Genomic DNA, 13,923 nt, shown 5'->3' on the forward strand with positions numbered 1-13,923 from the left:
TTAATGAGCGTGTGAATTGGAGCCGAACAAGCGATCCAAGCCGTATACTCGCTCTAAGATGAATATGAACACTAAACTCAGCAAGATCACGATCGACGATATCGAAGCGACAAGCGGAGTCAGCGATTCTTGCATATAGCTGAAGATGGCCATCGGCAATGTGGTTGTCGATGGAGACACCATGAACAGCGACACCGTCACGTTGTCAAATGAGGTTAAGAATGCAAATACCATCCCCGAGAACACCGCTGGCCGAATGATGGGGAATGTGATATCCCAAAACGTTCGGAGCGGATTGGCCCCCAAGATGGAGGCTGCGCGCTCAAGCGTGTAATCGAAGGTGCTCAATCCCGTATACACCAACCGCACCACATAAGGGACGGATATGAGAATATGAGACAGCAGCAAGCCGATGAAGGTACCCGCTAACCCAATTCGAGTAAAGAACAGCAGAGCCGCGATCCCGATGATAAGGGATGGCACGGTTAGCGGAGACATCAACAGCGAGTTGATGATTCCAGCTCCGCGCGGTTTATACTTATGAAGCGCAAGCGCCGCAAGCGTACCGATAATCGTTGCAATTAGCGCTGTAACGAAAGCCAACTGCAAGCTGAACCAGAATGAATCGATAAATTCCGGGCGGTCGAATATCTTCACATACCATTGCAGCGAGAACCCTTCCGGTGGAAATCGCAGCGCGCCAGTTGATGTGAAAGAGGTCGGTATAATGATAAGGAGGGGCGAAATGACCATCAGCACAACGAAAAAGGTGATGATTCCGAGTGCGGTAGGCCGACGTTTCTTCTCAAGCATCATGATGCAAATACCTCCTTATACCGCTTCGTTTCTACCAGCTTCGTGAATATCGTGACTAAGAGAATCGTCGAGCCTAACAATAGAAATGCAATGGCAGCGCCGAGAGACCAATCCAACGAGGCCATCATTTGCTCATACGCCAGCACAGGAAGCACTTTGACCGATGTTCCTCCCATGAGAGCGGGAGTCACGAATGAGCTCATGGCCAGACTGAACACAAGCGTTGTTCCGGCGAATACCCCAGGCATGCTGAGCGGCAATGTAATGCTGAAAAATTGTTTAGATCGCGATGCGCCCAGAATCCCAGCAGCTTTGTAGAGAGAAGAGTCAATGGCGTAAAGGCTCGTTGAGATCGCGAGCACCATGTATACGATCAATGAATCGGACAAACCGATAACAACTCCAAGCTCGTTGTAAAGCAAACGCAGCGGTTCTGAGATGATCCCGAGCGACATCAAGGTGTTGTTAATGAAGCCGTCATCTCCTAGAATGACAACCCATCCGAAGTTTCGGATGACTACGCTGATGAGATGAGGGGAGATGATCAGGAACGTGATAAGACCGCGCATCTTCGGTGCAGCCTGCGCCATGTACATAGCGACCGGATAACCCAACAGCAGGCATACCACAACGGTATACAGACTGAGCTTTACGGTGCGCCATAGAATCTCTAGGTAATAGGAATCCTGGAACAGATGGGCATATGATGCCAACGTCCAAGCACCTCTGCCCATATCTTCGCGCAAGCTGATCATCAGCATGTAGATCATCGGAAGCACGAACACACCTAAGATGATGATGAGTCCCGGGACGAGCAGAAGCATTGCGATCAAGCCCTTGGATCGCTTCAATTGGGGCATCGGATTATGCCTCCTTCCGCGGAAATACATTGACTTGATGCGCATTCCAGCTTAACTTGACCGGCTCGCCTTCAGAGAAGCTGACGTTAGGCGAATAATGGGTGCGCACGGTGATGATGTGGCCCCCGGCATCTACAATGACCTCGATGAATGAACCAAGGAAGGATAGCAATTTGACAGTGCCTGAGATCGAATTGATACCCGCTTCTTTCGCAGTTTCCTGCATGTTTCCGACTTTCTCTAAGCTAATGTACTCAGGCCGAACATATACATTGACCTCGTCTCCCGAGTTAAAGAGTCGGTCACTGCGCTTGGCGGTGAAGGTCATTCCTTCCGTTGTCTTTAGCCGCCAATGATGCTCATCCCCGCCGGTTATGACAGCTTGGAATCCATTCGACTTGCCTACAAATTCATGCACGAACGCTGTTGCCGGCTTCTGATAGATGTCTTCAGGTGTGCCGATCTGTTCCACCTTGCCATGATCGAGAACGACGATGCGGTCGGACATATACATCGCCTCTTCTTGATCATGGGTTACAAATATCGTGGTCACGCCGATCTCCTGCTGCAGACGCTTGATCTCCTCGCGCAGCTCCTCGCGAAGCTTGGCGTCTAGATTGCTGAGCGGCTCATCGAGCAGCAAGAGCGAGGGCTCCGTGACAAGCGCGCGCGCAATCGCGATGCGCTGCCGCTGCCCTCCGGACAGCTGCTTCGGATAGCGGTCGGTCAAGTGCGGAAGCTTGACCACATCCAACACCTTCCGCACTCTCGTCTCGATCTCCGACTTTGACACTTTGCGCAGCTTTAACCCATAAGCCACATTTTCAGCTACCGTCATATGAGGGAATAAGGAATAAGTCTGGAACACCATGCCGAGATCACGTTTATTGGCAGGCACGCCGTTCATCGGTTTGCCCTTGATGATCAGCGTACCTTCATCAGGCTCCAAAAATCCCGCTAACATATTCAAGGTGGTCGTCTTGCCGCAGCCGGACGGACCTAGAAAGGTAACGCATTCACCGCGCTCCACTTGTAAATTGAAATTGTCCACCACTGTCGTGCTGCCGAAGCGCTTTCGGATTTGATGCAATTCAACGTCATAACTCTTCGTCATATGTGTTCCTCCGATCCTTATGATCCGATAAGCTTATTTGCCTACGAGCGGCGCGATTTCTTTATTGAATGTTTCCAGCCATGCCTTTTTATTTTCGCTGATCGTGGAGTAGCTGAAGTTCACGATCTTGTTCTTGTCAAAGTTGAGCAGCTTGCCGATATCGTCCGGCAATGTCACATCAATAACCGGGTTGTAGTACAGCTTCGTCGCGAATAAGGATTGCACTTCTTCAGTAAGCAGGAAATCTATAAATGCCTTCGCGGCTTCAGGATTTTTCGAGCCTTTCACGATAGATGCTACGGTTGGCACCACGTTAGCGCCTTCCTTCGGAATGACGAATTCCAGCTCAACACCGGAATCCTTCTGCACGATGCTGCGCGCCATGGTCCATGCTGTGTAGGCTGCCGTGTTGTTTTGCAGGTTCTGCTGAATCTGAGCAGCAGTCTTCGCGAAGGTAGGCATATAAGTTGCAATCGTTTTCAACTTTTCAAAACCAGTGGTCATATCTGCTTCGGAGCCGCCGTTAGCGTACGACATCATGATCGTGGCAGAGCGACCGAAGTTGCTCGACATTTCGGTGAGTGTAATGTTGCCTTTCATTTCAGGGAGGGCCAGGTCGTTCCAGGATTGCGGAATCGGGAGATTCTTCTCCTTTACCAGCTTAGAGTTGTAGGAAATGCCCATAGGTGTATAGTTGATCGTCACGCCGCTGTTCTCTGTCACCTTGAACTGGTCGCTTATTTTGGACATGTTAGGAATCTCGGTAGGGTTCAGCGCTTCCCACAAGCCTTCAACACGTCCTGCTTCCTGCTCGCTTCCTTCGATAAAGGCGATATCGATCTGAGCAGAGCCTTGCTGAGCTTTGACCTTAGCTACGATGTCCGTCGCTACGCCCGCGACATATGTCAGCTTGACATCGGGATACTTCTCATTGAATTTCTTGAAGATCTCATCCTTGAACAGTGCTTCGACCGTAGCGCCGTTGCCGGCAAAGACGAGATCGCCTTTGATTGCAGCGGTATTGTCAGTCTTGGTTTCGTTGGTGGCAGCAGGTTTCGATGCAGGAGAGTCTGAGGTGTCAGTAGAGGATTTCGTTCCTCCGCATGCGGTAAACAGTGAGGTCATAAGCGTTAAAGCGAGAATGATAGATGCAAAGCGACGTGTCTTCATCAAATAATCTCCCCTTATTAAATTGTTCACTATTAGAGAACGGTGTTTAATAATAGTGAATTTTGTTTTTGATTTTAACACAGCGACATGGTATATTCAATCGTGTTAGCAATGAAATTTGTCACATTTTTTCGTTGGAATTTTGTATAAAATGGCATCGTTCTTGTTCGGAAATGGAATTTACCATCTTGGTGGGCTTACATATAGATCACGAATGCTAGTAGGAGGCTGTACATGGATCATTTGTTGACATCCGTGCAAAAGAGCTGCAGATTGCTGAAATTGTTTCTGCGTGACCAAAGAGAATGGGGAGTAACTGACATAAGCAAGGAGCTGCAATGGTCGAAAGGCGCCGTCCATAAGATGCTAGCTACATTGGAAAGCGAAGGATTCATTAAGCAGAATGTGCATACCCGTCAGTATTCGCTTGGTTATGCATGTTTAGAGCTTGGCAATCGAGTGAAGAGGAATAATGATTGGGTCAGCATTGCTCGTCCTTATCTGGAGCGTATTGCGACGGAAACGAAAGAATCGGTCTGCTTGTGCATTCGTGAAGGACATGACGCGATCTATATGGATAAGATTGATTCTCCTTTACCGATTCGGTTTATTATTGATGCCTATCGCCGCTTCCCTCTTTATGCTACCAGCGCATCGCGTGTTATTCTGGCGTACAGTCCTGAAGAGGTGAAGAAGCGTTTGTACGCGGAGCCGATCGCGGCCTTCACGGAGCATTCGATGAAGAGTGTAGATGAGCTGCGTGAACGGATCAGCCGCATCGAGAAGCAGGGGTATGAGATCAGCTCGAATATGCGCAATGTCGGGGTAACTGGGATTGCCGCCCCGATCCATGACGCAGACGGACAGGTGAATGCTTCCGTGAGCTTGGTTGGGCCAAGCGATCGGGTAGATCCGCACCGTGAGGAATGGATTCAGACTATATTGACCGCCGCTGCTGAAATATCACGACTGGTAGGCTACCGGCAATAAGCGGTAAGTGTAGGTTTGGTTTGAGCAGATGAATATTGAATTCGCATACGGGCAGGGGTATACTTAAAGCATCCTATTGTTGAAAGAGAGTGCGTGATGTTAAGTATACTGACGGATGCTGTTTTTGTAGTCGCATTGATACTCATATATGGAATGCTGTTCTACCGCTTATTCATTCAGAAGACATGCGGCTATATTCGGGAAAATATAACCTTGATGGTGCTGGCCGTTATGATCTCGCTGCCTCTCAACTATGGAAGTTATATTAATGGTGCTATCAACATCTTGAATGCTGTTTTTATAACGGTATTAATTATTCGTATCGTCGTATCCTCAAGGAAAATAAAGAGTGGTAAGCTCTAATGCAATATAAGCTGGCAGGCCGTCCTTATGGTATTAAGGACGGTCTGTTGTGTTCTATGCTAGAATATAGTCGAATCAAGCGTAAGCGAGGGATGGCATGAACATAACGATTGGAATGTTTGCACACGTAGATGCGGGCAAGACAACACTTGCCGAGCAGCTACTTTACTATACGAACAGCATTCAGAAGCGTGGCCGCGTCGATCATCGCGATGCGTTTCTGGACAGCCATGATATCGAGCGTGAACGAGGGATTACCGTATTCGCGGATCAAGCGGTGATGAAGTTCAATGGATCGACGTACTACTTGATCGATACACCTGGGCACGTCGACTTCTCGCCTGAAATGGAGCGGGCCATGCAGGTCATGGATTATGCGATTGTGGTCATCAGCGCGGTTGAAGGTATCGAAGGACATACCGAAACGGTGTGGCAGCTGCTGCGGAAGCATCATGTGCCGACGATCTTTTTTATTAATAAGGTAGACCGCGTGGGGGCTGATGTTGACCGCGTGTTAGCTGAGATACGGGCAGAATTGACCGTGGATGTCTGCATGATCGCGGAGTCCACCGACCTGGAACAGGGAATCATGGATGAATCGCTCATCGAAAGCGTAGCAGAGCGGGATGAACTGCTGCTGGAGCGATATATGGAAGAAGGGTACCATGCGGAAATGTGGCTTCAGAAGGTAACGGAGATGATCCGAGAGAGACGTCTATTTCCTTGCTTCAGCGGATCCGCGCTGCAGAATATCGGGGTCGCTCATTTTCTTGCTCAATTGAATCGACTAATGATAACTTCATATGAAGCTGAGGTAGACAAGCCATTTGCCGGACGTGTCTATAAGATCCGTCATGATGAGCAAGGAGCGCGATTAACGTATATTAAAGCTTTGGCAGGAACGCTGCGTGTTCGGGAAGAGTTGAACTATGGTGACGAAACAGAGCCCATGGCCGAGAAGGTGACAAGCATTCGGGTCGTGAACGGCAGCAAGTTGATGAATGTGGACCGAGTCGAGGCAGGCGATCTGTTCGTCGTAACAGGTTTATCTGCTGCGGCTACAGGTGAAGGTGTTGGGACTTTGCGTGTAAAAGCGAGCTATGAGCTGGTGCCGACACTGAGCTCTAAGGTTCAATATGAGCAGACGATTCACCCGAAGGATATGCTGAAGTGCTTCCGTCTTCTGGACGCTGAGGATCCGTCTCTCCGTGTCGCGTGGGATGAAGCCAATCAGGAGATTCAGATTCAGGTGATGGGCGTTATCCAGCTGGAGGTTCTGCAGAGGATTGTATATGAACGATTTGGCTATCGCGTGTCCTTTGCGCAGCCGGAGATTCTATACAAAGAAACGATAGAAACAGCCGTGATCGGCAGCGGACACTTCGAGCCGCTCAAGCATTATGCGGAGGTGCATCTAAAGCTGGAGCCTGCGGAACGCAACAGCGGCATCATTTTCTGCAATGGCTGCCACCCCGATGTGCTGCTGACAAATTATCAGAATCTCGTCGCACAGCATATCGGTGAACGCGATCATCACGGTCTATTAACAGGCTCGCCGCTCACGGATGTGAAGGTGACGCTGCTAAAGGGGAGAGCGCATAACAAGCACACGCACGGCGGGGACTTTCGGGAAGCGACGTTCCGCGCGCTGCGGCAAGGGCTGGAGAAAGCTCGCAACATTGTGCTGGAGCCTTTCTATGATTTTAAGATCAAGCTTCATCTTGATCATCTCGGGCGACTCATGTCCGATCTATCGCAGGCGAGCGGCAGCTTCAACCCGCCGGAAACGTCGGGGAATCAGGCTGTGCTGACTGGGAGAGTTCCGGTAGCGACGTTTATGAATTACAGCGCAGAGCTGGCTGCTTATACACAGGGGAGAGGTGTCATGACTCTTGCCTACGGAGGCTATGATCGCTGCCATAACGAAGACGATGTGATCGACCGCAAAGGCTATAACAAGCAAGCGGATCCGGAATATACATCAACGTCGATCTTCTGCGCGAAGGGCTCTGGTTATGCCGTGCCATGGGATGAGGCGGACGAGCATATGCACGTGTAGAATTTCACGATACTGCAATGCTGCAATGCTCATGCCGAGCTAATATATCTAAGAATAGAGTGAGTGCACAATGAACCATCAGACAACACAGATTTATATCCTATCAGGGCCGTGTGGAGTCGGAAAATCAACAGCATCAGTACAGTTGTCTCGGCAGCTGAAGCAAGCTGTGCTTATCCATGGCGACGTTTTTCTGGATATGTATGTAGAAGGACAAGAACCGCCGTGGGAAGCACGGTTGAGCATCGCATGGGATAACATCCTGGCAACTACGAGAAACTTTGTTCAGCACCATCTTCAAGTCGTAATCGACTTTGTCGTTGAAACGGAATTGGAATGGTTCTGCGACCAGCTTGCCGACTTGAAGCTGGACATCAAGTATGTTGTACTGAGAGCCGATGAACCTATTCTAGAGGAGCGGCTCAACAGACGGGGGGATCCCGATACGCTTGATCGTTCACTAACCTTGCTTCGAGAATTGGAAGAGCGAGCAGCGAATCAGAAGTATCTGCTCGATACTTCTAACAGTCAAACTGAAGCAATCGTTAGAGAAATTATGCTGAATCCTCGGTTTACGATACAGAGGGATAGCGTATGAGTTGAATATAAGCAGGGCTCGTGCTGCCCGCACGAGCCCTAAAGATTAAGTCATCCTTGCTTCAATTGCTTCCAGCTGTTCAAGCCTTCGAGGAACAGAGCAGGTTCATCGGTCGCATACCAGCGAATGCCGAGATCCAGCAGCTGATGCAGAGAGGCGATGTCGAATGAGAATGGGAACAGCTCCAGGTCTATTCCGCTCCGTTCGGTAAGGGCTAGCGCCTCGGTCAGAAACGCAGGTTCCAGATCAAAGCTCCAATGCGCATTCCTATCTGCTATCTTCAGATGAAGCTGTACCTGATCCAGTCCTGCAAAGCCGGTAGAGGCGGCTGCATGGAACCTCTCCATTCGCTGCGCTGCGTTTCCGCCGATCCACAGCATGCTTCGCACCTCACTCGCGATCTCTTTCATCTGGCGGCAATTGTCCTGAATGTTATGGGTGAAGATGACTTGCCGATTCACTTCATACTGATCGATGAGTCGGCCAAGGTCGGTCAAATTGACTTCCTTCAGATCGAGATACATCATACGCTCCGGGCGGCCTTTCATTTCCTGAAAAGCCTCTTCCAATGAGGGAATGCACTCCCTTTGAAACGCCTCGTTGAATTTAACCCCAGCATCCCACAGCCTTGTCTCGGCAAATGTAAATTCGGATATCGGCCGATTCTTGACCTCGTCAGGAGCCGTCGTCGTTCGAGCGGGTGTCTCATCATGCAAGCAGACGATCACTCCATCACGCGTAGTTCGAATATCCGCTTCCGGAATTCCTCCAAGCTCCCATGCATAGCGATTAGCTGACATCGTATTATCCGGACGTTCATATGCGCCGCCGCCCCGATGGGCTTGCCAGTAGATGCTCATGTAGGTTCCCCCTTAGATTCTCAAGATTGGTTCAATCACCATAGCTGAATGTATTAGGTCATATCCGCATATGACGTATTCGGATTAGCAGATAGGTCATGCAGGTTGCCGCTAATAGCACCGCATCTCAGATCGTTCTGCAGCCTAGTCAGTCCAGAGACTGTGCTGGCCGCATGCAGTGCATAACGCAATTTTTTTCTGTCGGCTTCTGTCCGTATGACATTCCCGATCACGCGGATGTTCGAGCTTGTACCCGATACATAGATCCCATCGTAGGAATTGTCGGCTGCTTGCCCGGCATTCGTGATGGAATTGCCATCAGCGATTACTTCCTTGGAGTTGTTGATCTGGATGCCGTTGAGCGAAATATCGCGGATCAGATTGTCCGTGATGATAACCTGAGTGCAGTCGGTGAGCGATATGCCGTTCTTGCTGGCCCCTTCCAATATGTTGCCGGTAACGATGGTACGATTGCTTCGCAGGCTGATGGACTGTCCGCTGGAATTCTTGAAGATGTTATTCGCGATCACAACCTTCTCCCCGCTGTCTTCAGGAAAGCCCTCCACATAGATCCCATTGTTAGTACCTGTATCGAAGATGTTATGCTCGACAATAATGGTGCTGGCAGGCTGAACTGGATGGAATACGCCGTAATCGTCCTTGGAGGATGCAGAGGTGGCTGAAGGAGTAGAGATGAATATGCCGCCGTTCACCCGTATCATGTGATTGCCCGCGATAACAGAGTTTCTCCACTTAAAGGGGCGGATCGCCCAGTAGGTGGAATTCTCCATCACATTATCACGAACGATGATATGGTCAAAATATGCGCCTGGATAAGCACCGTGCGCACCAACTCCGCAAGGCCACGGAACAGTTCCCGGCGTCCCGCTCGGCCCGAAGTAGCACTGCTGTACTGTAACATGATGGGTGGGAGTGTGGTCAGCCGCCTGCCCGACGAATCCCGCCTTGATCGCAGGCTCCAGCTGAATGGCTTCAGCGTAATTCTGAGTGGTGAACATGAACCCAACGAACCGGCAGCGGTCAAACAAGACGTGCCGAACGCCCGTCAGCTCCGCGCCGTGACCGCTCTGGGTATCCTTAATCGTGAGCTTTCGCAAGGTGATGTTCTCGGCGTGTGCGAGAGCGATACCGTTGCACACTCTCCTATATTGGACAGCGTTGCAGTCTAAGACGCCGCCCTCGATCGTAATGTTGCCGTTGCCTTCGTATCCGTAGAATACGTCTGTGGTGCGGTAGTTCCGTATGACGTTGCCGTCGTGACAACGAAGCAGGACAGTGCCTTCATCCATTAGCAGGTGTGTATTCTTGAATAGGTAGAGCTCTCGCGACAGCCGATAAGTGCCGTTCGGAATGATGACTCGGAGACACGGCCAGCGATTCGCTTCATTCAGCGCAGCTTGAATGGCTTCGGTATCATCGGTCAAGTTGTCTCCTTTCGCTCCGTACCAGGAGACGTTAACCGTGAAATGGTCTACGACCCGCCTCAAGCGAACACCAGATTGATGAACGAGGACGGTGCCGACGTTGTCTACGGACGTATCGAAGGGATCGATGCGAAACATGCCTTCATGACCGGGATCTGTGATGTAATAAGTAAAGGTGGGATTCACTTGGTCCAGTGATCGCAGTGCAGCTAATGTTATTGGAATGCAGTACGACATGTTCATAAGCTGCGGCGGCTTTAGCGAGTGATCTTCCATTTCACCATAGACCGCTTCTGTCACATTCTTGCCTTGTGCGCTGCCAATGCCGGTATACGCGCTTAACCATGCGGCGGTTCCTGCCATCCCCATGCCGGTGAGCAGTTTTCTTCGGCTGATCTTGCGTTCGAATGCGGGATCTTGATGAGAAGGTTCGAACAGTTGACTCATTTGCACATGCCTCCCTGACCTTGTTTATTACGGTTCATATCCCACTCAGATTTGCTCGTTTTTGCAATTAAATGTATGGCTCGATTCCATATTTGTCAAGATATTAACTTAAAAATAATGTTTTCCAAAATTGAGATTTACTTATTGACAGTGTGCTTTTCAGTCGACTACGCTAAACATAAATGAGGATAAATGAGCGCAAATGAACATGAATGAACTCATTTAACACAAGCCGTTTGTCCAGATACAGCAAGCAGTTCACGAATAAATAATTGCACATGTGATGGTGTCCATCGCATGTATTTGCCGCACATGTTATCGCAAGCGCTTTCTTTTTGTGAAGATTATGTAAATGCCCCTGTTGCCAATAAGGAACGTGAAAGGAGAGAGTGCGATGAAACGACTGGGCCAGCCCTTATCGATTAAGAAGAACTTGCTATTATCTTTCCTCATCTTGTTTTGCGCCCCTTTGCTGTGCTTCTGTCTGATCTGGTATGCCAAGTCTGCTCAAACGATAGAAAAGAATGTTATTTACTATAACGAGCAGCTAATCGATCGAGTAAGCACGCAGTTGGATGAATATTTCACAAGTATAAAGGCCGATTCGCAAGCACTTCCAGGGCATCCGCTCGTGCAGCAATTCATCAAGGCTGACCCTCAGAACACATACGAAATGTACATTTTAAAAAGCCGCATCTCCAACGAACTGGTACCGAATCTACGAAAGGATATGTACGGCTTCAATCTTATATCTGCTAAGGGCGCTTATTATGGCGAACTGAAAGCAGCACCTGGGATGGAGTCGGATGCAACCTTTAAGATACTTGGGATATCTGAATGGAATGGAGTCCCAATCATAACGGTGTCCCGAAAGATATTTGATAATGTAACCTACCAACCCGCCGGTACGATCGTCATGTCACTATCCCTCCAACAGATGCTGAAGATTGCGGACATTAAGCCTTATGGAGAGAACAGTTCAATTGTGATTGTGAATGAAGAGGATCAGATCATCTATCATACAGATCGCAGGCTATGGGGGAAATCTCTCTCTGAGAGCTGGACTGCGAAAATAAACTCTGCTAACGGACAGTTCACAGTGGAAAGTGATGAAGGAAAGAAAAATGTGTTCTATCAGGTGTCACCCGTGACCGGCTTCACGATCATATCTGAAATCTCTCGATCTGAAATGCTCGGAGGCCTATTCCAGCTTCAGCTTATAACGCTTATGATTGGCTCGCTCATATTGACATTGGCGTTCCTCTTGTTCTACCGCATGTTCAGAGAGATCAAGAAGCTGCTCGTGGAGATTCATACGACAAGAATGCGTGAAAAGGAATTGGAGCTGAGAAACAGAGAGGCGCTTGTGTCCGCGATGCAGTCGCAGATCAATCCGCATTTCCTATACAACACGTTAGAAATCATCAACTCGTATGCAATCATGTCCAATATTATGCCGATCAGCAAGATGACGGTGAATCTATCGAATATGTTCCGTTACAGCATCAGCAATCCGGATCAGGTGATCAGTCTCCGCATGGAGCTTGCGTATATTCAGCATTTCTTCGAGATTCAAGAGGAACGGTTTGACGACTTGGTATATGAAATGAATGTTGCAGATGAGATGCTCGATAAAGTTTATCTATTCCGCTTGATCATACAGCCACTGGTGGAAAATGCATTTCAGCATGCTTACGAACAGCATGGCTTGCCTCCCGGAAGGATTACGATTACGGGATCCGCCCATTCAGATTATTATTCGATCTATGTCAGAGACGAAGGGCGAGGGATGCCCGCGGAAACGATGCATCAATACAATCAGGCATTCGCGAACATATCGAGTGATCGGATGCTGAGAGTAGGCTTTAACCCATTTCCATCGATCGGCTTGTGGAATGTACATACCCGGCTGCGCTTAGCGTTCGGTCACCCGTATGGTCTTGAGATTTCCCGTTCAGGGGAACAGGGCTCTGTGATTCAAGTGAAGCTGCCTTATCTGAAAGGAGTGGTTAACGATGTTTACCGTGCTGATTGCGGATGATGAACGTATGGTTAGGATGAATCTGAGGACGATGATCGAGCGAGACTCGGAAGGTTTCCGTGTAGTCAGTGAGGCGAAGGACGGGGAACAGGCGCTGCAGCAATGTATCGAACATAAGCCTGATCTCGTGATTACGGACATCCGTATGCCGGGAATCGAGGGTCTTGAGCTGATACGCTGCCTGTCAGAGCATCGTCTCAATCCGGAATATCTCATCATATCAGGACATGGAGATTTTCAATATGCTCAGAGCGCACTTCGTTACGGAGTGGCCGATTTCATGCTGAAGCCGATCGATCCAAGCTATTTTCTGTCCGCACTGTCCAACATCAACACCAAGATCCATTCTAAATCGCTAAAGCGCCGATCGAGCAAAGAGTGGATCTGGACCTGGAAGGTGCATGCTGAACAAACGGCTAAAGCGCTATGGCATCTGAATCACACTTCGCTCGACACAGAGCTGGAATGGACCCGCAGCATGATCCACAGCAATGACTCTAAGGCAGAACTTGAACTGGTGGAGAGACTGGAATATTTCTTAATCGTGATGGAAGGCGCTCTATCAGAGTTGAATTCAAATGGTCTGCCCCTGCCCAAAATACAGCTTCCCGAGAACGCGGCAACCGCTGGAGAACTCCTCGATTCCTTCGCCAATTGCTTGTTCGATCTGATCGAATACATTCGGTCATCTCGAAATTGGTGGGGATACAACCGGCTGTTGAAGGGAGTTCAGGAATATATCGAACAACACTACAACGATAGTGAGCTCTCTCTTAAGGATACGGCAGAGCATTTTGAACTGTCTCCGAACTATTTCGGCAATCTGTTTAAGAAAGAAGCGGGCATGTCGTTTAATCAGTATCTGACCCAGCTGCGGATGGAGAAAGCGAAGGCCTGTTTGCTGGACCCCATGACGAGGCTCTATGAAGTAGGGGAAGTGGTCGGCTATAAGGACTATGCTTATTTCTCCAAATCCTTCAAGAAGCATACTGGATTCTCGCCATCAGAGTATCGAAGATATGAGAATATTGAAGATTATGAATCGGTGTGAATATATACAAGATTTCGTTGATAATTGCATGTATCGTTGGGAGCTCCTTTCCTATAATGAAATCGAGCAGTAATCCATAATCAGGAATGATACTGAATCGGAGGGATTG

General features: G+C 49.1%; 12 protein-coding genes. 6 read left to right on the forward strand and 6 right to left on the reverse strand.

All coding sequences use genetic code 11. The features are described from left to right. From AC3WTP_RS02550 to AC3WTP_RS02565, 4 genes are read right to left on the reverse strand one after another with little or no spacing between them, the layout of a single operon-like run. Entirely contained in the window at positions 1-816 is an 816-nt protein-coding gene (locus AC3WTP_RS02550; RefSeq protein ID WP_492393020.1) for an ABC transporter permease, read from the reverse strand. Further along, complete coding sequence (locus AC3WTP_RS02555) at positions 813-1,676, reverse strand: ABC transporter permease (RefSeq protein ID WP_492393021.1); 864 nt, start codon at positions 1,674-1,676, stop codon at positions 813-815. Before AC3WTP_RS02555 ends, AC3WTP_RS02550 begins: the two co-directional genes overlap by 4 nt. A 4-nt stretch (positions 1,677-1,680) precedes the next feature. Next, the gene (locus AC3WTP_RS02560) at positions 1,681-2,790 is read right to left on the reverse strand and encodes an ABC transporter ATP-binding protein (RefSeq protein ID WP_492393022.1); all 1,110 of its coding nucleotides are present in this window, start codon (positions 2,788-2,790) and stop codon (positions 1,681-1,683) included. Between the two features lie 33 nt (positions 2,791-2,823). Beyond that, positions 2,824-3,960 carry an extracellular solute-binding protein gene (locus tag AC3WTP_RS02565; protein WP_492393023.1) on the reverse strand — a complete coding sequence of 379 codons (1,137 nt, stop codon included), beginning with the start codon at positions 3,958-3,960 and terminating at the stop codon, positions 2,824-2,826. Between the two features lie 234 nt (positions 3,961-4,194). Here AC3WTP_RS02565 and AC3WTP_RS02570 point away from each other — a divergent pair, with 234 nt between their 5' ends. From AC3WTP_RS02570 to AC3WTP_RS02585, 4 genes are all read left to right on the forward strand, one after another. Further along, on the forward strand, positions 4,195-4,950 hold the full coding sequence (locus tag AC3WTP_RS02570; protein WP_492393024.1) for an IclR family transcriptional regulator: 756 nt from the start codon (positions 4,195-4,197) through the stop codon (positions 4,948-4,950). A 96-nt stretch (positions 4,951-5,046) separates the two neighbouring features. Beyond that, positions 5,047-5,313 carry a hypothetical protein gene (locus tag AC3WTP_RS02575; protein WP_492393025.1) on the forward strand — a complete coding sequence of 89 codons (267 nt, stop codon included), beginning with the start codon at positions 5,047-5,049 and terminating at the stop codon, positions 5,311-5,313. A gap of 97 nt (positions 5,314-5,410) precedes the next feature. Next, a complete protein-coding gene (locus tag AC3WTP_RS02580) occupies positions 5,411-7,372 on the forward strand; it encodes a GTP-binding protein (protein ID WP_492393026.1) in 1,962 nt (653 codons plus the stop codon). Positions 7,373-7,442: 70 nt separating this feature from the next. Further along, entirely contained in the window at positions 7,443-7,970 is a 528-nt protein-coding gene (locus tag AC3WTP_RS02585; RefSeq protein ID WP_492393027.1) for an AAA family ATPase, read from the forward strand. A gap of 50 nt (positions 7,971-8,020) precedes the next feature. On the opposite strand, the gene AC3WTP_RS02590 is transcribed toward AC3WTP_RS02585, so the two are convergent. Both AC3WTP_RS02590 and AC3WTP_RS02595 read right to left on the reverse strand, forming a co-directional pair. After that, positions 8,021-8,830 carry a glycerophosphodiester phosphodiesterase gene (locus tag AC3WTP_RS02590; protein WP_492393028.1) on the reverse strand — a complete coding sequence of 270 codons (810 nt, stop codon included), beginning with the start codon at positions 8,828-8,830 and terminating at the stop codon, positions 8,021-8,023. A 53-nt stretch (positions 8,831-8,883) separates the two neighbouring features. Next, positions 8,884-10,722, reverse strand: a complete 1,839-nt coding sequence (locus AC3WTP_RS02595) for a right-handed parallel beta-helix repeat-containing protein (RefSeq protein WP_492393029.1) — start codon at positions 10,720-10,722, stop codon at positions 8,884-8,886. Between the two features lie 394 nt (positions 10,723-11,116). On the opposite strand from AC3WTP_RS02595, the gene AC3WTP_RS02600 reads away from it, so the two are divergent. Both AC3WTP_RS02600 and AC3WTP_RS02605 read left to right on the forward strand, forming a co-directional pair. Continuing rightward, a complete protein-coding gene (locus tag AC3WTP_RS02600) occupies positions 11,117-12,763 on the forward strand; it encodes a cache domain-containing sensor histidine kinase (protein ID WP_492393030.1) in 1,647 nt (548 codons plus the stop codon). Next, complete coding sequence (locus tag AC3WTP_RS02605) at positions 12,738-13,814, forward strand: response regulator transcription factor (RefSeq protein ID WP_492393031.1); 1,077 nt, start codon at positions 12,738-12,740, stop codon at positions 13,812-13,814. Before AC3WTP_RS02600 ends, AC3WTP_RS02605 begins: the two co-directional genes overlap by 26 nt. The last annotated feature ends 109 nt before the right edge of the window (positions 13,815-13,923 follow it).

Source organism: Paenibacillus sp. EB106-04-04-XG159 (genome assembly GCF_058791835.1).